Annotated in this window: 22 protein-coding genes; 17 read left to right on the forward strand and 5 right to left on the reverse strand. The window is 52.1% G+C overall.

The genetic code is table 11. The annotated features are described in order from the left end of the window. The first annotated feature begins 29 nt into the window (after positions 1 to 29). From K1X45_RS14410 to K1X45_RS14425, 4 genes are all read left to right on the forward strand, one after another. Entirely contained in the window at positions 30 to 965 is a 936-nt protein-coding gene (locus K1X45_RS14410) for a pirin family protein (RefSeq protein WP_220159250.1), read from the forward strand. Between the two features lie 98 nt (positions 966 to 1,063). Further along, on the forward strand, positions 1,064 to 3,004 hold the full coding sequence (gene dxs / locus K1X45_RS14415) for a 1-deoxy-D-xylulose-5-phosphate synthase (protein WP_220159251.1): 1,941 nt from the start codon (positions 1,064 to 1,066) through the stop codon (positions 3,002 to 3,004). Positions 3,005 to 3,137: 133 nt separating this feature from the next. After that, a complete protein-coding gene (locus K1X45_RS14420) occupies positions 3,138 to 3,917 on the forward strand; it encodes a TlyA family RNA methyltransferase (protein ID WP_220159252.1) in 780 nt (259 codons plus the stop codon). Beyond that, positions 3,917 to 5,146 carry a class I SAM-dependent RNA methyltransferase gene (locus K1X45_RS14425; protein ID WP_220159253.1) on the forward strand — a complete coding sequence of 410 codons (1,230 nt, stop codon included), beginning with the start codon at positions 3,917 to 3,919 and terminating at the stop codon, positions 5,144 to 5,146. The genes K1X45_RS14420 and K1X45_RS14425 overlap by 1 nt, the downstream gene beginning before the upstream one ends. Before the next feature lie 18 nt (positions 5,147 to 5,164). Here the strand turns inward: K1X45_RS14425 and K1X45_RS14430 are convergent, their stop codons facing one another. The 3 genes from K1X45_RS14430 to K1X45_RS14440 all read right to left on the reverse strand — a co-directional run bounded on the left by K1X45_RS14430 (position 5,165) and on the right by K1X45_RS14440 (position 8,062). Then, positions 5,165 to 5,914, reverse strand: coding sequence for an SDR family oxidoreductase (locus K1X45_RS14430; RefSeq protein WP_220159254.1), 750 nt, complete (start codon positions 5,912 to 5,914; stop codon positions 5,165 to 5,167). Positions 5,915 to 5,916: 2 nt separating this feature from the next. Beyond that, complete coding sequence (gene tldD / locus K1X45_RS14435; RefSeq protein WP_220159255.1) at positions 5,917 to 7,344, reverse strand: metalloprotease TldD; 1,428 nt, start codon at positions 7,342 to 7,344, stop codon at positions 5,917 to 5,919. A 157-nt stretch (positions 7,345 to 7,501) separates the two neighbouring features. Beyond that, complete coding sequence (locus K1X45_RS14440; RefSeq protein WP_022711683.1) at positions 7,502 to 8,062, reverse strand: invasion associated locus B family protein; 561 nt, start codon at positions 8,060 to 8,062, stop codon at positions 7,502 to 7,504. Positions 8,063 to 8,945: 883 nt separating this feature from the next. Here K1X45_RS14440 and coxB point away from each other — a divergent pair. From coxB to K1X45_RS14500, 12 genes are all read left to right on the forward strand, one after another. Beyond that, on the forward strand, positions 8,946 to 9,830 hold the full coding sequence (coxB, locus tag K1X45_RS14445) for a cytochrome c oxidase subunit II (protein WP_116087277.1): 885 nt from the start codon (positions 8,946 to 8,948) through the stop codon (positions 9,828 to 9,830). Between the two features lie 184 nt (positions 9,831 to 10,014). Then, positions 10,015 to 11,703 (forward strand): cytochrome c oxidase subunit I, encoded by a 1,689-nt coding sequence (ctaD, locus tag K1X45_RS14450; protein WP_213596982.1) that lies wholly within the window; start codon positions 10,015 to 10,017, stop codon positions 11,701 to 11,703. A gap of 338 nt (positions 11,704 to 12,041) precedes the next feature. After that, positions 12,042 to 12,995, forward strand: coding sequence for a heme o synthase (locus K1X45_RS14455; protein WP_220159256.1), 954 nt, complete (start codon positions 12,042 to 12,044; stop codon positions 12,993 to 12,995). After that, positions 12,995 to 13,174 carry a hypothetical protein gene (locus K1X45_RS14460; protein ID WP_022711679.1) on the forward strand — a complete coding sequence of 60 codons (180 nt, stop codon included), beginning with the start codon at positions 12,995 to 12,997 and terminating at the stop codon, positions 13,172 to 13,174. The genes K1X45_RS14455 and K1X45_RS14460 overlap by 1 nt, the downstream gene beginning before the upstream one ends. Positions 13,175 to 13,248: 74 nt before the next feature. Continuing rightward, positions 13,249 to 13,896, forward strand: a complete 648-nt coding sequence (locus K1X45_RS14465) for a cytochrome c oxidase assembly protein (protein WP_220160528.1) — start codon at positions 13,249 to 13,251, stop codon at positions 13,894 to 13,896. Between the two features lie 203 nt (positions 13,897 to 14,099). Beyond that, positions 14,100 to 14,978 (forward strand): cytochrome c oxidase subunit 3, encoded by an 879-nt coding sequence (locus tag K1X45_RS14470; protein ID WP_022711677.1) that lies wholly within the window; start codon positions 14,100 to 14,102, stop codon positions 14,976 to 14,978. A 303-nt stretch (positions 14,979 to 15,281) separates the two neighbouring features. Further along, positions 15,282 to 15,674 (forward strand): DUF983 domain-containing protein, encoded by a 393-nt coding sequence (locus K1X45_RS14475; protein WP_220159257.1) that lies wholly within the window; start codon positions 15,282 to 15,284, stop codon positions 15,672 to 15,674. After that, positions 15,671 to 16,429 carry an SURF1 family protein gene (locus K1X45_RS14480; RefSeq protein WP_220159258.1) on the forward strand — a complete coding sequence of 253 codons (759 nt, stop codon included), beginning with the start codon at positions 15,671 to 15,673 and terminating at the stop codon, positions 16,427 to 16,429. Before K1X45_RS14475 ends, K1X45_RS14480 begins: the two co-directional genes overlap by 4 nt. A gap of 111 nt (positions 16,430 to 16,540) precedes the next feature. Beyond that, positions 16,541 to 17,542, forward strand: coding sequence for a 4-hydroxy-3-methylbut-2-enyl diphosphate reductase (ispH, locus tag K1X45_RS14485; protein ID WP_022711674.1), 1,002 nt, complete (start codon positions 16,541 to 16,543; stop codon positions 17,540 to 17,542). A 54-nt stretch (positions 17,543 to 17,596) separates the two neighbouring features. After that, positions 17,597 to 18,556, forward strand: a complete 960-nt coding sequence (locus K1X45_RS14490) for a homoserine kinase (RefSeq protein ID WP_022711673.1) — start codon at positions 17,597 to 17,599, stop codon at positions 18,554 to 18,556. Between the two features lie 64 nt (positions 18,557 to 18,620). Further along, on the forward strand, positions 18,621 to 19,061 hold the full coding sequence (gene rnhA / locus K1X45_RS14495; protein ID WP_075654486.1) for a ribonuclease HI: 441 nt from the start codon (positions 18,621 to 18,623) through the stop codon (positions 19,059 to 19,061). Between the two features lie 54 nt (positions 19,062 to 19,115). After that, on the forward strand, positions 19,116 to 19,517 hold the full coding sequence (locus K1X45_RS14500) for a DUF3995 domain-containing protein (RefSeq protein WP_213596990.1): 402 nt from the start codon (positions 19,116 to 19,118) through the stop codon (positions 19,515 to 19,517). Between the two features lie 68 nt (positions 19,518 to 19,585). Here K1X45_RS14500 and K1X45_RS14505 read toward each other — a convergent pair whose 3' ends face one another. Continuing rightward, on the reverse strand, positions 19,586 to 20,071 hold the full coding sequence (locus tag K1X45_RS14505; protein WP_075654487.1) for a peroxiredoxin: 486 nt from the start codon (positions 20,069 to 20,071) through the stop codon (positions 19,586 to 19,588). A gap of 389 nt (positions 20,072 to 20,460) precedes the next feature. Between K1X45_RS14505 and K1X45_RS14510 the strand changes: the two genes are divergently transcribed. Next, positions 20,461 to 21,042 (forward strand): YqgE/AlgH family protein, encoded by a 582-nt coding sequence (locus tag K1X45_RS14510; RefSeq protein WP_075654488.1) that lies wholly within the window; start codon positions 20,461 to 20,463, stop codon positions 21,040 to 21,042. Between the two features lie 73 nt (positions 21,043 to 21,115). On the opposite strand, the gene K1X45_RS14515 is transcribed toward K1X45_RS14510, so the two are convergent. Next, positions 21,116 to 23,980, reverse strand: coding sequence for an EAL domain-containing protein (locus K1X45_RS14515; protein ID WP_170265213.1), 2,865 nt, complete (start codon positions 23,978 to 23,980; stop codon positions 21,116 to 21,118). Between the last annotated feature and the right edge of the window lie 63 nt (positions 23,981 to 24,043).

The following is a 24,043-nucleotide window of genomic DNA, read 5'->3' on the forward strand; positions in this document are numbered from 1 at the left end:
CGTTTCATTGTTTCTGAAAGGACAGATTTGTGAGCTTCTTTCCCGGTCAGGATCCGGTTCCCGGTGATCATCAGTCGATTGATGCAATTGAAACGCTGATTATTCCGCGCACCAGTGAAGTGGGTGGTTTGCAGGTTCGCCGTGCATTGCCGACTGCAAAGCGTCGTCTCGTCGGGCCATTTATCTTTTTCGACCGGATGGGGCCTGCTATATTACGGGCAGGGCAAGCGCTGGATGTGGCACCGCATCCGCATATCGGCCTTTCAACTGTTACTTATCTTCTGGACGGCAATATCCGTCATCGTGACAGTCTCGGTACCGAGCAGGTAATTAATCCCGGTGAAGTCAACTTGATGACTGCGGGACGCGGCATTGTGCATTCCGAGCGCACACCGGAGGAAATGCGCGGGTCTCCGCTGGCAATCTCCGGCGTGCAGACATGGGTTGCCTTGCCGGAACGCGCTGAAAATATGGCGCCGGAATTCAGCAATCACACAGTGCAGCAATTGCCGTGGCTGGCGGAAAAAGAATTCCGCATGCGTCTGATGATAGGCGATATGCACGGGCTGAAATCCGATGTGCCGACCTATAGCGAGACACTCTATGCCGATGTGTTTATTGAAGCAGGTGGCAAATTCCATTTGCCTGCGGTGCAGGAAGAGCGGGCGATTTATATTCTGAGCGGTGCCGTGCGCATTGCCGGAGAGGTTTTCACTGATAATCAGCTGCTGGCCTTCCGGCAGGGCGATGATATTGTGATTGAAGCCGTGCCGCAAAATTTCGCCGGTGAGGGTGCACAGATCATGGTCTTCGGTGGCGAGGCGATGGATAGCCGTCGTTATATCTGGTGGAACTTCGTTTCATCATCAAAAGAACGTATTGAACAGGCAAAGGAAGAGTGGCGCAGCCGCCGCTTTGATATTGTACCGGGCGATGCGGAAGAATTTATCCCGCTGCCTGAATAAATATTTGATATAGCTGATTGCAAAATACAGGCGGATGGGAAACAAAGCCGTTAATCTCCGCCTGTTCTGACTGTCCATAGAATAATAAGGTTTTCCCAATGACCGGTTTTGATAACAAACTGCACACGCCATTGCTGGATCAGGTGCATTTGCCGGAAGATTTGCGAAAACTGGATCCTGCGCAATTGCCGCAACTGGCGGATGAATTGCGTGCAGATCTGATTGATGTGGTATCCCGCACCGGTGGTCATCTCGGCTCAAGTCTTGGCGTGGTCGAGCTTACCGTGGCGCTGCATTATCTGTTTGATACACCGAATGATCGTCTGATCTGGGATGTGGGGCACCAAACCTACCCCCATAAAATTCTGACCGGACGACGCGAGCGTATGCCGACTATTCGTCAGGAGGGTGGCCTGTCCGGTTTTACCAAGCGTGCTGAAAGCGAATATGATGATTTCGGCACCGGCCATGCGTCCACTTCGATTTCCGCCGGTCTTGGCATGTCTGTGGCAAGTGAGCTCAAAGGTGAAAAGCGCAATGTCATTGCGGTGATCGGTGACGGTTCGATGTCAGCCGGTATGGCCTATGAGGCGATGAATAATGCCGGCGCGCTGGATGCCCGTCTGATCGTTATTCTCAACGACAATGATATGTCGATTGCGCCGCCGACCGGTGCAATGAGCGCCTATCTTGCGCGTCTGGTTTCGGGGCCGACTTATCGTAACCTGCGCGAGATGGCCAAGCAGATCAGCAAGAAATTGCCAAAATTCTTTCAGGATAAAGCCCGTAAAACGGAAGAATTTGCCCGCGGTTTCTGGGCTGGCGGCACAATGTTTGAAGAGCTGGGCATGTATTATGTCGGCCCTGTGGATGGTCATAATCTCGATCATCTTCTGCCGGTTCTGACAAATATCCGCGATAATGTTGAGGGGCCTGTGCTGGTGCATGTGGTGACTCAGAAGGGCAAAGGCTATCCGCCAGCCGAAGCTGCAGCCGACAAATATCACGGCGTCAATAAATTCGATGTCATTACCGGCAAGCAGTCGAAGCCGCCTGCAAATGCGCCAAGCTATACAAAAGTTTTCGCGAATGCGCTGATTGAAGAGGCGCGCCACGATGAGAAGGTTGTGGCGGTGACTGCGGCTATGCCGGATGGCACGGGGCTTAATCTTTTCGGACAGGCTTTTCCGAAGCGCACTTTCGACGTTGGCATGGCCGAGCAACATGCAGTGACTTTCGCAGCCGGTCTGGCTGCCGAAGGGCTGAAACCTTTTGCAGCGATTTACTCCACCTTTCTGCAACGCGCCTATGATCAGGTGGTTCATGATGTGGCGATCCAGCATTTGCCGGTGCGCTTTGCGATTGATCGTGCCGGTGTGGTTGGCGCGGATGGTGCCACCCATGCGGGCAGTTTTGACACTGCTTTCCTGAGCAATCTGCCGAGCTTTGTGGTTATGGCTGCATCGGATGAAGCGGAACTGGTACATATGGTGCGCACTGCTGCGGAATATGAAGACGGGCCGATTTCGTTCCGTTATCCGCGCGGGGATGGTGTTGGTGTTGATTTGCCGGAGCGCGGTACTGTACTGGAAATCGGCAAAGGCCGTATTGTCCGCGAAGGTAGCAAAATTGCGATCCTGAGCTTTGGCGCACGCTTGCAGGAATGTCTGGCAGCAGCGGATGAGCTGGATGCGGCCGGTCTTTCTACCACTGTTGCCGATGCGCGTTTTGCCAAGCCGCTGGATCATGATCTGATCCGTCGTCTTGCCAAGGAACATCAGGTGCTGCTGACGATTGAAGAAGGTGCGGCAGGCGGCTTTGGTGCGCATGTGTTGCATTATCTCAGCAATGAAGGTGCATTGGATCATGGCTTGCGTGTCCGCACATTGACCTTGCCGGACGCATTTATGGATCATGCCAAACCTGAGGCTATGTATGCCCGCGCAGGTTTGGATAGTGCAGGCATCGTGCGAGCGGCCTTTGCAGCGCTCGGCCGTGATGTGCTGACCGGTGAGGCAGGCGGCGGACTGCGGGCATAAAGCAGTTTCAGGAAAAGTGGAAACCGGTTTTCCGTTCGAAACTGCGATAAGATAAAAAATATTAGAGCACATCTGAATAGATGCGCTCTAATTACATCTTGCGCTAAGCTGCTGTCTCATTCATTGAGGCAGCATGAGTGAAAATACAGATAAGATACGCCTTGATCAGGCGCTGGTAGAGCGCGGGTTGTTTGCCTCGCGTTCGCGTGCCCGCGATGCGGTGGCACGTGGCACTGTGCGCGTGAATGGTCAGGTGGTCACCAAGGCCGGTCAGACTGTGACGGCTCAGGCCGAACTGGCAGTAGATGATCCGGCCAGCCGTTTTGTCTCCCGTGCGGCGCTGAAACTGACTGCCGCGCTCGATCATTTTGGCTTTGAGGTTGAGGGTAAGACAGCGCTGGATATCGGCGCATCCACCGGCGGTTTCACACAAGTGCTGCTGGAGCGCGGTGCAGAGCATGTGATCTGCGTCGATGTCGGCCATGACCAGTTGCATGAGACTTTGCGTGGTGACAAGCGAGTTACCAATCTCGAAGGGCTGAATGCCCGTGTTCTGGATGCAAGTCATTTGCAGACACGCAATGTTGAGATTGTTGTCTCGGATGTCAGCTTCATTTCGTTGAAACTGGCATTGCCTAATGCGCTTGATCTTTGTGCCGATGGCGGCTGGTGTCTGCTACTGGTCAAGCCGCAATTTGAAGCGGGGCGCGAGGCAATCGGCAAAGGCGGCATTCTCAAAGACCCTTCACAGGGTGAAAAGATCGCGCTGGATTTGCAGGATTGGCTCAATACGCAGTCCGGCTGGCAGGCTTTAGGATTTTGTGCCTCACCGATTACCGGTGGTGACGGCAATCAGGAATATATTTTGGCAGGCAGGAAGAAAAAAGCTGCCGCCGCGAAGGACGATGTTTGATGAGTTTGCGTGTTACAATCAATGCAATGGGTGCCGGTGGTGATGGTGTTGCCCAGTTGCCGGATGGTCAGGTTTTTGTGCCTTTTACCCTGCCGGGCGAAGTTGCCAATGTTGCGCGGGATAAAAACCGCGCCAGCCTGATGGCACTACTGGAAACATCTGAACAGCGTGTAGAACCATCTTGCCGCCATTTCGAGGATTGCGGCGGTTGCGCCTTGCAACACTGGGAAATGTCAGCCTATCAGGCATGGAAACGCTCACTGGTGGCAGCGAGCCTTGATGGCCGTAGTTTGAAATATGAGCTGGCACCGCTGGTGCCATGTTCGCAGCAGAGCCGCCGCCGTGCGACATTCGCCATTCGCAAAACCGAAGCCGGTTTGCTGCTTGGTTTTAACCGCCATCAGAGCCATGAGCTGATCAATATTTCTGAATGTGCGGTGACAGTTCCGGCGATTATTTCCCGTCTGGATGATCTGCGCAAAGTCGCTATTCATCTGGCCGATGGTGCCAAGCCTTTTAAACTGACGGTTACTGATACGGAATCCGGCCTTGATCTGGCTGCAAGCGGCTGCCCGACACCGGATGATGCGGCGCGCCGTATTCTTACGCCTTTGATGATGGAGCTGGGTTTTGCCCGTCTCAGTGTTGACGGTGAGATCATTCTGGAGCCAAAGAAGCCGTTGATTACCTTTGGCAAAGTACCGGTGAATATTCCGTCCGGCAGTTTCCTTCAGGCAACAATCGAAGCTGAAGAAGCCATGGTTGCACTGGTGATCGGCCATTTCAAAAAGGTCAAAAAGGCGGCGGACTTGTTCTGCGGTGTCGGTACTTTTGCTCTGCGTATGGCAGAAACCATGGCGGTTCATGCGGTGGAAAATGATGCACCGGCACTGGCCGCACTGGATCGCGGTATTCGTCATGTGCAGGGGTTGAAACCGGTCACTCATGAGCGCCGCGATCTGTTCCGCCGCCCGATCCTGCATAAGGATCTCAATGCCTATCAGGGTATTGTCTTCGATCCGCCGCGTGCGGGTGCTGAAGAGCAGGCAATGCAGATCGCTAAATCATCGGTACCGAAAGTCGCTGCGGTTTCCTGTAATCCGGTGACGCTGGCACGTGATCTCACCATTCTGGTCAAGGGCGGCTACAAGATCGACAAGATCATTCCTGTCGATCAGTTCCTGTGGTCATCCCATGTGGAAACCGTAGCGCTGCTCTCGAAGAAATAATCAGGAGAGGGCGGGTGTTCAGCCGAACAACCCGCCTTCATCCGTATCAATGGTGATAGAAGACAGAGTGATATGGCGCGGTCGGGTGATCGCAAACATCACAGCCTCACAAACATCGCGATTGGTTGCGCGCTCACCTTTGGTGCGTTCCGGAATGGTATCCCATTCCGCATCTGCCGGTGAAATATCATCCAGATAGGGCGGATGCACACAGAGTGAACGCACCGGCGTGCCGCGCAGCATTTGCTGCAAACCTGTTGCTATCGCTGCCTGTGCATGTTTTGCAGCATAAAATGGTACAGCCACACTATGCAGCGGTGCATTCGGCAATGCGCTGATCGAGCCGATGGTCACAATATCCGGTCTTACAGAGCGTTTCAGCAGCGGCAGCAGGCCCTGTGTGAACAGAAAACTGCCGGTCACCGCAGCATTGATCGTGCCGAATACTTCCTGCTCACTATGCGGTTCATCGCTGGCTTCCAGCCACATCGCACCATTATTAATCAGCAGATCAATCGTGTCGTATTTTTCTGTGATCTGAGCGATGGCACGGCCGATACTGGCATTATCTGCCAGATCAACCACAACCTGATCAGGGCGCAGACCTGCCCGTTGTTCAATCTGGTCAGCAATCGTCGAGAGCGCAGATTGATTGCGGGCGCAGAGCACAATCTTGCAACCGGCATCCGCCAGCATCATCGCCATTGCAGCGCCAAGGCCACGGCCGGAACCGGTGATAACAGCCGTCAAACCATTCAGATTTTTCATGTTTATACCGCGGTTCCGCCGACTGTCATTTGATCCATACGCAGATGCGGCTGGCCAACGCCAACAGGCACCCACTGGCCGCCTTTACCGCAATTGCCGGAACCATTGTCGAGCTTGCTGTCATTGCCAATCATCGACACACGATGCATCGCATCTGGGCCGTTACCGATCAACATGGCACCTTTGACCGGCGCGCCGACTTTACCGTCTTCAATCATATAGGCTTCGGTGCAACCAAACACGAATTTACCGGAGGTAATATCCACCTGACCACCGCCGAAAGACACGGCATAGATGCCTTTCTTAACGGAAGCGATAATCTCTTCCGGTGTTTTGTCGCCGGAGAGCATCATCGTATTGGTCATGCGTGGCATTGGTGCATGGGCATAGGATTCACGGCGGCCATTGCCTGTCGGCTTCATCCCCATCAGACGGGCATTCTGGCGATCCTGCATGTAATTGACGAGCTTGCCGTCATCGATCAGCACAGTGCTGTTGGTCGGCGTGCCCTCATCATCAATGGTCAGCGAGCCGCGACGGTCAGTAATTGTGCCGTCATCGACTACGGTCACGCCTTTGGCGGCAACCTGTTGTCCCATGAGGCCTGCAAAGGCCGAGAGTTGTTTGCGGTTGAAGTCACCTTCAAGTCCATGGCCGACAGCTTCATGCAGCATTACGCCCGGCCAGCCATTGGACAGCACAATATCAAATGTACCGGCAGGAGCGGGGATCGCTTCGAGATTAACCAGAGCCTGACGCAGTGCTTCATCGGCTGCATGCTGCCATGAGCCTGTAGCGATAAAATCTTCAAACAGGCGACGGCCACCCATGGAGTAGGAGCCGGATTCCTGACGGTCACCTTGACCAGCCATGACGGAAATCGACAGGCGTACCATCGGGCGGATGTCACGGACGAAATGTCCGTCAGCACGTAAAATTTCGACCTGCTGCCATGAGCCGCCAATGCTGACGCTGACCTGACGCACTTTGCTGTCTTTGGAGCGCAAATAGCCGTCAATCTGCTGAAGCAGAACGACTTTTTCATTGAAAGTCGGAGAGCCTAGCGGGTTCACATCCGTATAGAGATGGCGGTTGGTGCCAGCCGGTGCTGCGCTGTAGGTGCCGGAAGATCCACGGGAAATCGCTGATGCTGCATCGGATGCGCGGAGCAGGGCGCTATGGGTCAGTTCGCCGGAATGGGCATAGCCGACCGTCTCACCGGAGACACAACGCAGACCAAAACCCTGTCCCTGATTGAAGGCGCCGTTTTTCAGGCGGCCATCATCAAAGACCAGAGATTCAGATTCCGCATATTCCAGATAAAGTTCACCGTCTTCACTACCGTGGAGCGATTGCGCAACCAGTTTTTCAACCTTGTCACGGCTGACATCGAATTCATCAATCAGGCTTCGGGACGTGGTGGAACTCATAGATTTACTCCGGAACAGCGGCTGTGTCCTGTATCAGACGGGTGATTGTTCTTTGTATATGGCGAGTTTGCTGTCGTGGGACAAGCCGGACAGCGGGATAAAATAAAAACGCCGCCGTCAAAATATGAGCGGCGGCGTTTTAATCAGATTGAAAGGCTTATGGCAGCTTGTTAAAGCCGTCGCTGAAGCCCTGCAGTTCAACAGGAATACCCACGCCTTCTTCCGGTGTCTGGAACACGATGAAGGTTGCAGCTTTACCCTTGCGCAGCGTGTCGATCAGTGCGTCATCAAGGATAACTTCCGCATAGCAGCCGTCTTCAAAACAGCGCACAAAATAAGCGCGGCCGATATCCTTGCCGTCCACATTCAGGCCGAGACCGTTTGGCAGCAAAACGCCGAGTGGTGCAAGCACACGCAGGATACGCGCTTTATTGTCGGCGGTTTTCAGAACAACGACAGACAGGCCGAGCTCAGGACGGTCAGCGGCGATCACATTCTGGATCAGCGCGCATTGTTCGGTCTTGGCACCGGCAGGCTTGTCGCAAAGAATGGACCATGCGCCATGCTGCGAGCGCAAAGTGCCGTTTTTCTGCGATGCGCCGGAAGCGGTTGGCTGCGGTGCAGTCTGAGCAAAAGCAGCAGAGGCGGATACAGCCATAAGGCCTGCACCGAGCAGAGCAGCGGCAACTTTACGGCTGACAGAAGAGAAATGGTGCATATTTATGATACCTTTGGCGGCTCGGTAAACATTACATCGGTAAATGCGGCGCGAGCCGTAACTACCCTTTGAAAGCGTATTTAAGAGAGGGCTTTGCGTCATTTCCGGAAACCGGCAAATCAGAAAGCCATGCTTTTCATTCTGTGTACATGGATAATGGCGGAATTTGAACCGGATAAGGTAAAGTTTTAGTATAAATCAGATTGTGAACACCATTCTAAATCCGCATTGCCGAAATTATCGCTATGCCATGCACAGTTTTCAGCATCTTCTCTCCGTTTTAGAGCTGTGAATTGCATGTTGGCCTGAAAGAGTGTGCAGCGTTTGAAATCTGCGGTGCTTTTCAGAATATTGCAGTAGCTTTGTGCAGGATGCGCGGCGCATTGTTTTATCTGTATTTTACTTGATCCAGATCAATGCAAATAAGCTCGGACTGTGAATTGATTCTCCGTTCTGAGGCCGGAATAAGGCGTGATCTGCGGATTTGGGCTGTTTTGGCGCGGTTGAGACAATCAGGAAAACCTTGAGGTTTTTCCGGACAGACAAAATCTGTAAAAGGTCGCGTTATACCGCTCCCTATTTTCAACTCTTTGATTTCATGTGTTTTTATAGATTGATTTGGAAGGTTTTATATCCGGTAGCCTGCGGGATGAACCGGAAAAGACCCGTGTTTTTGAGTTGTATTACGCGCAAAAATGCCGCACGGGAAAATCTTCGCCTTCCTTGCTTGGTGCTATAATGTGTTGTCAGTACGGTGGGGGAACGGGACATTGGCTGGGGAAGAGCTATGTCCGCGATTAACCGGCAAGGCTATAATCGGGAGAAGATGCTGGTGGATAGGGTTATTGCCACAAATAAAGCCGTTGCAGGTAAGGATTCTGCGATGAAAAAACATATTTTGACCGGCAGCGCGGTTGCATTCGGCGCAGTGTCCGGTCTTTTGGCGTCTGCAGCGGGCGCACTGGCTGATAAGCCGGTTGACTGGCAGCTGAGCTGGCAGGATTCCGCAACAAAAATTGCGGATCAGATACATTGGTTTGAGCGTTATTCGCTGATGTTCATTATTCCGGTAACCGGTCTGGTGATGCTACTGCTCTTGTGGTGCATCCTGCGCTTCCGTAAAGGCGCAAATCCGGTTGCTTCCAAAACCAGCCATAACACAACGATTGAAGTGATCTGGACACTGGGTCCGGTCATTATTCTGCTGTTTCTGGCCATTCCGTCCTTCCAGCTTCTGACTGCGCAATATTCTCCGGATGAGCCAAAACTGACTGTTAAAGCAACAGGTTATCAGTGGTACTGGGGCTATGAATATCAGACAGAAGAGCCGCTTTCTTTTGATGCGCTTCTGCTGAAAGACGAAGACCGTGCTGCTGCCGGTAAACAGGATTTGGCCGCTTATCCGCGTCTTCTGGCCGTTGATAATGAAGTTGTGGTTCCTGTGGATACGACTGTCCGCTTGCTGGTGACAGCTGCCGATGTGATCCACTCATGGGCAATGCCTGCTTTTGGCGTCAAAATGGATGGTGTTCCGGGGCGTAATAACGAAACATGGTTCAAGGCCGCCCGTGAAGGGCTCTATTACGGCCAGTGTTCTGAACTATGCGGTAAAGATCATGCTTATATGCCGATTGCTGTGCGCGTTGTCTCACAGGAGCGTTATGATGCATGGCTTGCTGCCGCTCGTACGGATATTTCCGGTGCGAATAAGACGCTGATGGCCGAAATTGAAAATGACAACAAGACCGTGACTGTTGCCGGAAACTGATTATAAGCCTGACGTGAACGGAGTTTTCGTCAGGCTCCTTGGTTTTTACAGGTCACGAACCGCATGGCTGCTTAAAAATCAAATATGATTTAAGACGGAATTCATGTGGTAGTTCAATATTTTAGAATACCTGTTTTGGTTCCCTAAAGGGCATTTGGTATTCGTTCAGAACGGGAGCAATCTTATGGCTGGTACAACAGCTCACGATACCCGAAAGGGAGCCCCTCACGCAGGGGCGGATGCACACCATGACGACCACAAGCCGCGCGGCTGGGTTCGCTGGGTGTATTCGACCAATCACAAGGATATCGGTACACTCTATCTGATCTTTGCGATTATTTCCGGTATCATCGGCGGGGCATTGTCCATCGCTATGCGTGCGGAATTGCAGGAGCCTGGTATCCAGATTTTCCATGGTCTGGCTTCCATGGTCTATGGCGTTGAAGGCGATGCGGCGCTGGATGCCGGTAAGCATATGTTCAACGTGTTTACCTCCATGCATGCGCTGATTATGATCTTCTTCATGGTCATGCCTGCGCTGATCGGTGGTTTCGCCAACTGGATGGTTCCGCTGATGATCGGTGCGCCTGATATGGCGTTCCCGCGCATGAACAATATTTCATTCTGGCTGCTGCCTCCGGCATTGCTGCTGCTGCTGATTTCCTTCTTCGTGCCGGGTCCTGCCGGTGGCTGGGGCGCAGGTGGCGGCTGGACGCTGTATCCGCCGCTGTCGACTTCGGGACAGCCGGGACCTGCAGTGGATTTCGCAATTCTGTCGATCCACATTTCCGGTGCGTCGTCCATTCTCGGTGCGATCAACTTCATTACAACCATTTTGAATATGCGTGCGCCGGGCATGACCCTGCATAAAATGCCGCTTTTCGCATGGTCTGTTCTGGTTACAGCCTTCCTGCTTCTGTTGTCTCTGCCGGTTCTGGCCGGTGCGATCACAATGCTGCTGACAGACCGTAACTTTGCGACAGCATTCTTCGCGCCTGAAGGTGGTGGTGACCCGATCCTGTATCAGCATCTGTTCTGGTTCTTCGGTCATCCTGAAGTGTATATTCTGATCCTGCCGGGCTTCGGTATTGTCAGCCACGTGATTTCAACCTTCTCGAAGAAGCCGATTTTCGGTTATCTCGGCATGGCATATGCGATGGTTGCAATCGGCGTTGTCGGCTTTGTGGTCTGGGCGCACCATATGTATACGGTGGGTCTGTCACTCGATACACAGCGTTATTTTGTGTTCGCAACCATGGTGATTGCGGTGCCGACCGGCATCAAGATCTTCTCGTGGATTGCCACAATGTGGGGCGGTTCGATTGATTTCCGCACACCGATGCTGTGGTCAATCGGCTTCATCTTCATGTTCACCGTTGGTGGTATGACTGGTGTGCAGCTGGCCAATGCCGGTCTCGACCGTGCGCTGCATGACACTTATTATGTTGTCGCGCATTTCCATTACGTATTGTCGCTGGGTGCCGTATTCGCGATTTTTGCGGGCTGGTATTACTGGTTTCCGAAAATGTTCGGCTATATGTATAATGAAACCATCGGCAAAATTCACTTCTGGCTCACATTTATAGGTGTGAATCTGGTGTTCTTCCCGCAGCATTTCCTCGGTCTTGCCGGTATGCCACGCCGTTATATCGACTACCCTGATGCCTATACAGGCTGGAACATGGTGTCATCCTACGGCTCGTATATTTCCGGCTTCGCGGTGCTGGTTTTCCTCTATGGTGTATTTGAGGCTTTTGCGAAAAAGCGTGCCACAAGTGCAAATCCATGGGGTGAGGGTGCAACAACACTGGAATGGCAGCTGTCTTCGCCGCCGCCTTACCACCAGTGGGAACAGCTCCCGCATGTGAAGTAATTTTGTTCGGGCGGCGTCAGTCATGCTGCCGCCCGATACAAAAGAAAATGCCGGATAGCATGATTTATGTAATTTATAGAGCGGTTCACTTTTAGGCTATTTATGAATTTCCTAAATTATGACGGGTGTACCGTGCGGTGTTTGGGTGTATAGAGGCGCTATTAGCGCTTAATGCACCACAGGTGCTGCAACAGTCGCGCAAGAAAATGCGGCGTTGCGGGAGAAGCAGTCTCCCCGCAAATAGCTGCTCAGAGTGCGACATTCGTTTTAAGGAATTGCCGGATTTGAGATCCGGTATCCGGTTTGCCGGAATTTTTGAATAAGGACAGATACAGATAATGTCTCTGGTTGAGAAAAATAACATGACAGGTGAAACCGGACAGCCGATGCAGCTGTCGGAAGCGAGCGCGGCTGATTATATCGCGCTGCTGAAACCACGTGTCATGTCGCTGGTTGTATTTACCGGTTTTGTTGGTCTGATCGTGGCTCCCGGTCATATGAATCCGGTTATGGCTGCGATTGCTATTCTATGTATTGCGATCGGCGGCGGTGCCTCAGGCGCACTGAATATGTGGTATGATGCGGATATTGACCGCATTATGAAGCGTACCAAAAACCGGCCGATCCCTGCCGGTCTGATCCGTGAAGAAACAGTGCTTGCCTATGGTATTACACTGTCTGTCTTTTCCGTGATGACACTTGGCCTGCTCGTCAACTGGCTTGCTGCTGCTTTGCTGGCCTTTACAATTTTCTTCTACAGTGTCGTTTACACGATGTGGCTGAAACGCTCGACACCGCAGAATATTGTGATTGGCGGTGCCGCCGGTGCATTTCCGCCGATGATCGGCTGGGCTTCGGTAACGGGTACAGTTTCGGTTGAAAGTGTTGTTCTGTTTCTGATTATCTTTTTGTGGACGCCGCCGCATTTCTGGGCACTGTCCCTGTTCACATCCGGTGATTATGAAGCGGCAAAAATTCCGATGATGCCGAATGTGCGGGGTGAAAAATCCACACGTTTGCAGATCGTGGTCTATTCGCTGATCGTGGCGCCGGTTGGTGTTCTGCCATGGTTCCTCGGCTTCGGCGGCCATGTCTATGGTGTGCTTTCTGCTTTGCTTGGCGCAATCTTCGTATGGCGCGCAGTGCAGCTCTGGATGGCGCCGGAACATGAAACACAAATGCGCGCTGCCCGTGCGCTGTTTAAATTTTCGCTGGTTTATCTGTCCGCTTTGTTCAGCATCTTGCTTGTTGAGGCACTGGTGGCGAAAATACTGCCGGTAATAGGGGGATAATGATGGCGGATAAAGAAGCAAAAACTGAACTCGAACTGATAACGCAGACAGAGAAACAGAAGAAAGCCCAGCGCAGCCGTTCTGTGGCTCTGGCACTGGCCTTAACGGCTTTTGTTCTGATCGTTTATATCGGCACATGGGTTAAACTCGGACCAGGTGTGCTGGTTCGCCCGATGTAATCGGAACTGTCAGCGTTTTAAGTCGCAGGGAGGCGGCATAGGCAATGATACAGAAACCGGAAAATACAGAAACAATGCAGGCGCCTGCAGCAGAAGACACTGCTGCACAGGTTGCACGTCATCAGCGTTCCAATCGTATTGTTGCTCTGTCCTGTGCCAGTTTCTTCGTTGCTATGATCGGCATGGCCTATGCAGCTGTGCCGCTTTATCAGATGTTTTGTCAGGTTACCGGCTATGGCGGCACAACGCAGCGCGTTGAGCAGATGTCCGATACAATCCTCGATCAGACGGTCAATGTACGCTTTGATGCCAATGTGTCCGGCGGACTGCCATGGGAGTTCAAACCGGTTCAGCGCGAAGTGACTGTGCGTATCGGTGAAACCATCATCGTTAATTACGAAGCGAAGAATATCTCCGACCGTCCGGCTTCCGGACGCGCGACATTCAATGTGTCGCCGGATCTCACAGGTTCCTATTTCAACAAGGTTCAGTGTTTCTGTTTTACAGACACTACCCTTGCCGCCGGTGAGACAATGGAAATGCCGGTCATGTTCTTTGTCGATCCGGATATTGTGAAAGAAAAAGACCTTAAAGGGCTGAAGACGATCACCCTGTCTTATACATTTTTCCCGCTGGACAAGGAGCCGGTGAACTCAGCCGCAGCGCCTGCTGTTTTACAGAAAAATGCTGAAATTAAGCCGGTGGTGAAGCCGCAAGGATAGAGATGCCGCGACATCATGTTGCGGTGCGCAAAAAAGCGAACTGCATCAAGAATATGGTCAAGAGGGGCTATGTTCGGGGCGCAAAAACAGACCGCGCCTGCGACATAAAATAAAGAACAGGGTGCTTGTCGGGGGATATCCGGATGCAGCACCGGAAAGATAAACAGAGGAGCCTTGGGGCATAAACCTTAAGGGGGAATGACATGGCAGACACTCATCAGAAGAACCACGACTATCATATTATAGATCCTAGTCCGTGGCCGTTTCTGAGCTCGGTTGGTGCGTTTGTTCTGGCCATTGGCGGTATCGCTTATATGCGCTACCTCAATGCAGGCGAGCTGCATCTGTTTGGTATCAATTTTGTAACGCCATGGCTGTTCTTTATCGGCATCGCCATCATCCTGTACTGCATGTATGGCTGGTGGTCGGATACGATCCGTGAAGGCAAGGAAGGCCACCATACCCGCGTGGTTTCCATCCATCTGCGCTATGGCATGATTATGTTCATTGCCTCCGAAGTCATGTTCTTCGTGGCATGGTTCTGGGCATTCTTTGATGCCAGCCTGTTCCCGAATGAAGTGCATCAGGTGATGCGTGCAGAATTCACCGGCGGTCAGTGGCCTCCGAAAGGCATGGAAGTTCTCGATCCTCTGCACCTGCCGCTCTATAATACCGTTATTCTGCTGCTCTCCGGCACAACGCTGACATGGGCGCATCATGCGCTGCTGCATAATGACCGTAAAGGGCTTGTCTGGGGGCTGGCGCTGACTGTTGTTCTCGGCGTGCTGTTTTCTTTCGTGCAGGCTTATGAATATATTCATGCGCCATTTGCCTTCAAAGATTCCGTTTATGGTGCAACATTCTTCATGGCGACCGGTTTCCATGGTTTCCACGTTATTGTTGGCACGATCTTTCTGGCTGTTTGTCTGATCCGCTCTATTCGCGGTGATTTTACGCCGAAGAACCATTTCGGTCTGGAAGCCGCTGCATGGTACTGGCATTTCGTGGACGTGGTCTGGCTGTTCCTGTTCTTCAGCATTTATGTCTGGGGTTCATGGGGCGCACCGATTGCCGTGCATTAACCGGCATCAGGAATAACGGCATTTTGCCGGAGTTCTGAGCCTGATGGGATAAGGAAAGCGTCGCGGTTTTTGAGGGCTGCGGCGCTTTTTGTTTCTTAAAGTGCCGTGTGCCAGACTTGGCAAATAAAACTCGCTCCAACACTTTAAAATTTTGCTCTGGTTTTAACGGCGCAACTAGAGCATTTCACAGTCACGTTGGATCAATTTGACGGCAGTGATAATGCGACAAAATAAAGAATCTAGAGCGAGCGCTATGATCCAATCTGGACGTAAACGGCTCTAGATCGCAGCGGAGGTGGAATAATGCATAATGAAGATAGTCTTTATCCGCCGGTAGAGCCAATCAAAGCCGGTATCAAAGGACGTTGCCCACGCTGCGGACAGGGCGCTTTGTTTAATGGTTATCTGAAACTGGCAAGGCGCTGCGAGGTCTGCGAACTGGATTATAGTTTTGCAGATTCCGGTGACGGGCCTGTTGTTTTTGTGCTTCTGCTTGACGGTTTTCTTGTTACAGCTTTGGCGCTCTGGGCTGAGGTGTCTTATCAGCTGCCGCTCTGGCTGCATTTTATCATCTGGATACCGCTGGCAATTCTCATCGGGCTGGTGCTGACGCGCTGGATGAAAGGTATTCTGATAACTCTGCAATATAAGCATAAAGCAGCGTCAGGGCAGCTCGACAGGCGGGGACGCGAATGACTGCCACCGGTAAGACACAGAAGTCCTTCCCTTGGATTTTACTGCTCTGCAGCAGCATTGCTTTTGCCATTCTGATGGGGCTTGGTATCTGGCAGACACAGCGTTTGTTCTGGAAAGAACAGCTGATTGCGCAAATTGAAGAAAGAGTGCATTCCGCGCCTAAACCGTTGAGTGACATTGAAGCTGAATTTGCCAAAACCGGTGTTGTTGATTACATGCCGGTGACTTTGCGGGGCACATTTCAGCATGAGCGCGAACAGTATTTTTTCACCACCTTTAAAGGCGCATCCGGTTATGCGGTTTATACGCCGCTGATCCTGAATGACGGGCGGGCTGTTCTTGTTAATCGTGGTTTTGTGCCTTATGAAAAGCAAAATCCGGCGACACGTCCGCAAGGACAGATCGCGGGTGAAGTGACTGTTACGGGGCTTGCCCGTGATCCGCTGATTGCCAAACCGTCTTCCTATTTGCCGGACAATGAACCGGCTAAAAAACTTTATTACTGGAAAGACTGGGGCGCGATGATGGAAAATAGCGGCCTTGCTCAGGATCATGATTTTGTCGGGTTCTTTGTGGATGTGGATGCGGATGCCACAGCCAATGCCGGTGGTCTGCCGCAGGGCGGGATAACCATTCTCGAGCAACCGAATAATCATCTGCAATATGCGGGCACATGGTTCGGGTTGGCTGCCGTTTTGCTGGTTGTCACCTTTATCTATATTTTCCGTCAGCGTCGCAGCGGGGATGCGCAATAGCTGTTGACATTGTACGATGCGAAGCCCAATTGCTACAGCAGCATTTGTTTTACAGCGCATTGATGATCTATGGTCGCAATGTTGCTTTGAAGACAGGATAATCAGAGTTCAATGACCGATAAGCCTAAGCTGACCATCCGCCTGTGCGGTCCACGTGGATTTTGCGCCGGTGTTGATCGCGCTATTCAGATCGTTGTGCTGGCGCTGAAGAAATACGGCGCTCCGGTCTATGTGCGTCATGAGATTGTTCACAACCGCTATGTGGTTGAAGGCCTGCAGGCGCGCGGTGCGATTTTTGTGGAAGAGCTGGACGAAATTCCGATGGAACACCGCGATCAGCCGGTAGTGTTCTCCGCTCATGGTGTGCCAAAATCCGTGCCGGAAGATGCGGATGCGAAAAACCTTTTCTATCTGGATGCAACCTGTCCGCTGGTTTCCAAAGTTCATAAACAGGCGATGCGCCATCAGCGTCTTGGCCGTCATGTTATTCTGATCGGCCATTCCGGTCATCCGGAAGTGATCGGCACAATGGGGCAACTGCCGGAAGGCACGGTTTCCTTGATCGAAACGGTAGCTGACGCAGAGGCCTACCAGCCGGAAGATCCTGAAAATCTCGGCTTTGTAACGCAAACAACGCTGTCGGTAGACGATACTGCGGGTATTATTGCCAAGCTTCAGGAGCGGTTTCCGCAGCTGACAGCGCCTGCCGCTGAATCCATCTGTTATGCTACAACCAATCGTCAGGAAGCGGTGAAAGAAGCGGCTCCCGGCTGTGATCTGTTTTTGATTGTCGGCGCGCCGAACTCTTCAAATTCCAAACGTCTGGTGGAAGTGGCCGAGCGTTCCGGTGCCCGTCATTCTCTGCTTGTGCAGCGTGCAGAAGAGATTGACTGGGATAATCTGGGCGAGCTTTCTGTGCTGGGAATTTCGGCAGGTGCATCCGCACCGGAAATTATCGTTGATGAGATCATCGATGCGTTTTCGCAGCGTTTTGATGTCACAATTGATCTGGCGATCACCACCGTTGAAACCGAGAACTTCCTTGTCAATCGTCAGATCCGCGATGTGGAACTGACGGCTCAGGACATGGCGTTTGTGAACGGCAATCACTGAAATAAAGAATAATCTGCCGCGATTTTCGCAGGTGACGGCAGAGGGGAGACCAGCATGGCTGTCTATACGGATATTAATGAAATTGAACTGGCAGCCTATCTGGAAAATTACAACATAGGTACTTTGCTGTCTTTCAAAGGCATTGCCGAAGGTGTTGAGAACTCCAATTTCCTGCTGCGAACGACTGAAGGCACATTTATTCTGACCCTTTATGAGAAGCGCGTGGATCGTGATGATCTGCCGTTCTTCATAAAGCTGATGCAGCATCTGGCGGTCAACGGGATTGAGTGCCCGCAACCGGTTGTGCAAAAAAACGGTGAGGCGATTGGTGAATTGGCTGGCCGTCCGTCGGCAATTGTCACCTTTCTCGAAGGCATGTGGTTGCGTAAACCTGCTGCGGAACATTGCTATGCTCTGGGTGTGGCAATGGCGCAGATGCATCTCGCCGGTCAGAATTTTGCGATGGAACGCGAAAACAGCCTGACATTGAAAGACTGGCGCCCGCTCTGGGAAAAATGCATGGCAGATGCTGATGCCGTTGAAGCCGGTTTGCGTGCACAGACAGAAGCGGATCTGGCCTATCTGGAGCAGAACTGGCCGTCGGATCTGCCGCGCGGTGTGATCCATGCCGATCTGTTTCCGGATAATGTGTTTTTCATCGGTCAGAACCTGTCAGGCATTATCGATTTTTATTTCGCCTGCACGGATATGCTGGCCTATGATTTGGCAATCTGCCTCAATGCATGGTGCTTCGAGCGTGATTTTTCCTATAATCTGACTAAAGGCACAGCTTTGCTGCGCGGTTATAATTCTGTGCGCCCGCTGAACTCTGCAGAGCGTGAGGCCTTACCGGCGCTATGCCGAGGCGCTGCCTTGCGCTTTATGCTGACGCGGCTTTATGACTGGATCAATGTGCCTGCGGACAGTTTTGTGACGAAAAAAGATCCGATGGAATATTTGCGTCGTATGCGTTTTCATCGTGAAGTACGTTCGGCAAGCGAATATGGCCAGTAAGCAATAGCAGGTTACTGTGCTGAATAGCCGTGAACTGCCTTATAAATAAATGTGAGAAAACCGCTTGAAGACGATTACAGCCTATACGGATGGTGCCTGTTCAGGAAATCCGGGTCCCGGGGGATGGGGGGCTATACTGGAATATAACGGACACCGCAGAGAGCTGAATGGTGGTGAGCCGGATACGACCAATAACCGGATGGAGCTGATGGCTGCAATATCTGCATTGCAGGCCCTCAAAGAGCCGTGTCAGGTCGATCTCTATACGGACTCGGTTTATGTTCGCGATGGCATTTCCAAATGGATCGAAGGCTGGAAGCGCAATGGCTGGAAAACAGCGGCCAAGGCTCCGGTTAAAAATGCCGAGCTTTGGCAGGAGCTGGATGCAGCGCGCAAAAACCATAAGGTGACATGGCACTGGGTTAAAGGCCATGCGGGTCATCCTGAGAATGAACGTGCCGATGAGCTTGCCCGTGAAGGTATGGCGCCTTATAAAAAACGCTGATATTCGTGTAACGAAACTATCTGTGCAGCTGCAATGCTGCAGAAAGCAGAGACAATGTTTTATATCGGATTGTTGCTCACAGGTGTTTTTCTTATTTTATCCGCCATTCATGTCTATTGGGCGTTTGACGGCGAGATAGGGAAAACCGCCGCAGTTCCGGTAAGAGCAGACGGGCAGCAATCATTCACGCCGTCTAAAGCCGCTACTCTGGCTGTAGCCGTTGCTCTGTTTTTGTTTGCTGCTCTGGTGTTCTCTGTCGGTGTTCAGAATGTCACTATGCTTCAGCCGTTATGTTGGGGGCTGGCATTTATTCTGTTTCTGCGTGCTGTCGGAGATTTCAGGCTGGTCGGCTTTTTCAAACGCCCGTCTATGTCTGATTTTGCAAAATATGACAGCCGGTACTATTCGCCGCTTTGCTTGCTGCTGGCTGCCGGCATTTTATATATTTCGCTCTGATTTTGATCATTCTCTTTATAAAAAAAAGCCCGCTTTGTAGCGGGCTTTTCTGTTTGCGATTATAAAAATCAGAGCTTTTCGAGCATCGCTTCTGCGGAAGAAACTGTGGCAACGCCCGGATTTTCTTCAATGTCGAGGCTCTTTACAACGCCATCTTCGATCAGCGCTGAATAGCGCTTGGAGCGCACGCCAAGACCGCCGCCGGACAGGTCGATATCAAGACCGGCAGCTTTGGTGAATGCGCCGATACCGTCGGAAAGATAGACGATCTTGCCTTCGCCTTCGGTGGCCTTTGCCCATGCGCCCATGACATGCACGTCATTGACGGAAACAACGGCAACAGTGTCCACGCCTTTAGCGATCAGCGCGTCGTAATTCGCCAGATAGCCCGGCAGATGGTTCAGTGTGCAGGTCGGGGTGAAAGCGCCCGGTACTGCAAAGAGAACGACTTTCTTACCCTGAAAAACGTCATCTGTGGTGACGTCTTTAACACCGTCAGCAGTTTTGGTTTTGAAGCTTGCTGCTGGCAGTTTATCGCCGATCTGAATGGCCATTGTCTGTTCTCCTTCATACAGATTATGAGTAGCGGATATTGGCATTATACATAGCCTCTGACCGGATTTTACGGAAGCGCTATTTCTTGAAAATTCTGACAGGCAGGCATGTAATTTTTCTCATTCAGGCAGAATATTTCGCTTTTAATATGAATTTTCTAAAGTACGAATTTTAAGTAATGCGCTGAAATGGCTGAAAAAATACAGGCAGGATTTTTGCACTTCAAAAAACTTCGATAAATGTGACTTGGCTCATGTAAGCGTTGTGTTATGCTGATTATTCACTATGCCGTGAATGAATAAAACAGACGCATAATCATCCCCAGCGAACGGCAAAAATTACACATTTATCTTTATCAATCCTGTTGCATTGAAATTGAAAGAGGCGTGTGGTGAACAACGGTTTTCTCAACGGACAATTTCTGCTTGCAATGCCCGGTATGACGGATGAGCGTTTTGCCCGTTCGGTCATTTATATTTGTGCGCATTCAGAGCAGGGGACGATGGGTTTCATCATAAACCAGCTGCAGCCGCTTGAGTTTCCCGACCTCTTGATCCGCCTTGGTATTATTACGCAGGCGCAGAGTATTTTGCTGCCTGAAAAAGCTCGCTCGCTGATGGTGCGCCGTGGCGGCCCTGTTGAAACAGGACGGGGCTTTGTGCTGCATAGTGATGATTTTATGGTCGGAACCAGTATTCCCGTCACCGATGATATATGCATGACCGCGACTATGGATATTCTCCATGCCATATCGGATGGTATCGGGCCGGATAAAACACTGATGGCGCTTGGCTATGCCGGTTGGGATGCAGGGCAGATTGAACGTGAAATTGCGAGTAATGACTGGCTGATCTGCCCGCCGACCACAGATTTGCTGTTTGATACGGATATTCTCGGCAAATATGATCGCGTCATGGCGCAGATGGGCGTCGATCCTGCACGCCTCGTTGTGCAGGCCGGACATGCTTGAAGCAAAGTCTGATACATAAAAAAACACCGCTCCTACAGGAGAGGCGGTGTTTTTTACTTTTGACGAGTGATGCTTATTCTACTGTCTGGCCATTGAGCAGGCGGGCTGCATTTTCAGCAGTCATCGGCTGGCCGAACAGGAAACTCTGAACATATTCACAGCCCATTTCGCGCAATTGCATGGCATCCTGTTCGCTTTCAACACCTTCAGCGACAACCTTGAGTTCCAGATCCTGCGCCATGCGAATGATGGAGCGCAGCAGCGTCGCTTTCTGCGGCTTGTCACCTTTGACGAATGAGCGATCGATTTTGATCATATCAATCGGGAAGCGTGTCAGATAGGCCAGTGATGAATAGCCGGTGCCGAAATCATCCAGTGACAGGCCGACACCCATGGATTTCAGCTCGTTCAGCATATGTGCTGATTGTTCCGGATTTTCCATCAGCACAGATTCTGTCAGTTCCAGTTTGAGTGTGCCTTTGGTCACATGGGTGCGCGACAGGATCGCACGGACATCGCTCAGCAAATCCTGACGGATCAACTGGGTGCTGGACAGATTGACGGAGACAAACAGGTTCGGACGCGACAGGTTTTCCTGCCAGTTGAACAGGTCATTGGCCGATTGCTGCATGGCGAACAGGCCAAGCGGCACGATGAGACCGGAATTCTCGGCAATCGGAATAAATTCAGATGGCGAGATCGGCCCGCGGCGTGGATGTTCCCAGCGCATCAAAGCTTCAAAACCGGCAATAGTGCCGTCCTGCAGGTTCACAATCGGCTGATAGGCAATTGTGATTTCTTTGCGCTCAATGGCGCGGCGCAGATCGGATTCCAGCTGCAGCTTGTCGCTGCCAATAGCACGGAAAGACGGACGGAACGGTTCAATACGGTCACCGCCAAAACGCTTGGCTTGATACATGGCGAGTTCCGCATCTTTGATCATATCTTCCGCATTGGCGGCATTGGCTGTCCATGTCAGAAGACCAACGGAAGCGGTCAGTACGATCTCGCGCTTGGCATAAGAGATCGGCGCACGGATGGCCTGACGCAGCGCTTCCGCAAAGGCTGCAACCTTTGCCGGATCAGATTCAGACGCGAGGATCAGGCCGAACTGGTCGGAAGACAGTCTTGAAAGCGTATCCTGCGGCTTCATCAAGCGGAACAGGCGGCGCGAGATCGTCAGCAGGATTGTATCACCGGCAGACATGCCGAGGCTGTCATTGACCTGTTTGAACCGGTCAATATCAATGACGAAAACAGTCGGTTTGAGCCTGCTCTCATTATAGGACATGCTCATGACATTGGCGAGGCGGTCGAGGAACAGCTCGCGGTTCGGCAGGCCGGTAAGATTGTCATGCACGGCATCATGCAGCAGGCGTTCTTCGGCCTTTTTCTGCTCGGTCACATTATGCAGTGTGCCGACACAGCGCACAATTTCACCATCCGAACCGATAACCGGACGCGCGCGAAGATGATACCAGTGGTAGTGACCGTCATTGGCACGCAGACGGAAAGTCTGGTGAATACGACCGCGACGGTTTTCCAGAATTGCATCCAGCGTGGTGCGGAAACGATCACGGTCATCACCATGCATTACCGGCAACCAGTTGCGCACAGGGCCGAGAAGGCTGGCCGCAGCCGTGCCGAGATAGGTGGAAATATCAGGCGTTGTCACCACGCGGTCGCGCGGCACATCCCAGTCCCAGACAATATCGCCGGAACCGATAACCGCCAGCGCCTGCCGCTCCATATCGGAGAACAGGCCGACACGCAGCACACCGCCTGCAAAAGCATGTTGCATCACGGTGAAACCGATCAGCAGAACGATCAGGACAAGACCACCGCCAAGTGCGGGTTGCACAATATCATTGTCCAGACGGCCGGAAACGGCCAGCCATGCGCCGGTCATCCATATGGCAATCAGCAGCCATGTGGGGATCAGCATAATCGCGCGGTCATAGCTGCGCAAAGCCAGAATGCCGATAATGACGATGCCGCAGATAACAGTCAGCGCAAAAGAGATACGGGCAATACCGGCCGCAATCGGCGGATCAAAAATGGCCACACCGCTCAGCATCATCAGGCCGAGAACCCATGCCACAGCGCCATAGGAAAAATGGTCGTGCCAGCGGTTGAGATTGAGATAGGTGAACAGGAAAATCAGGAAACTTGCAGCCAGTGCCACTTCCGTGCCAGCCCGCCACATCTGCTCATTGCCGGGGGTGATGGCGATCAGCTTGTTCCAGAAGCCGAAATCCACACAGATATAGGCCAGAACCGCCCATGCCAGCGCCGCAGCCGCAGGAAACAGCGATGTTCCGCGCACGACAAAAAGAATGGTCAGAAACAGCGCCAGCAGGCCGGAAATACCGAGCAGAATACCGCGATAAAGCGTATAGGAGTTGATTGTGTCTTTATAGGCATCCGGCTCCCACAGATAAAGCTGCGGCAGGTTAGGGGAGGCCATCTCCGCAACCAGTGTAATCACCGAGCCCGGATTGATGGTAATCAGAAACACATCCGCATCAGGGCTGACCTGACGGTCAAGCGCAAAGCCCTCGCTCGGTGTGATGGAGGAAATGCGCTGCGAACCCAGATCCGGCCAGACAAAACCCGATTTCACAAGACGGTAATGCGGGGCAACAATCAGACGGTCAATCTGCTCATCAGTCGGATTGGCAATAGCAAAAGCTGCCCAGTTACCGCTGGAGCGTTTGTCCTTGTCGGCCTGCACTTCAATGCGTCGCACAATGCCGTCGGCACCGGGAGCCGTGGATACCTGCACAGTATCACCCTGATTATGCATGATTTGCACAGCGCGGGTGAGGTCGAGAGCAGTGTCTTCTTTGGAAATTTTGATCGGCTCAACTGCGGATGCAGGAACCGTGATCTGCAATAATGCTGCGATAAAGGCAAACACACAGAAAAACGTTTTCAATCGGTTCTGAAAGTTTTCTGTCACTATCTTTACCTTTTTGTCTTGGTATCAGGTGCTTTGCGC

It is taken from the genome of Pseudochrobactrum sp. Wa41.01b-1 (genome assembly GCF_019464455.1).
Classification (GTDB): Bacteria; Pseudomonadota; Alphaproteobacteria; order Rhizobiales; family Rhizobiaceae; genus Pseudochrobactrum; species Pseudochrobactrum saccharolyticum.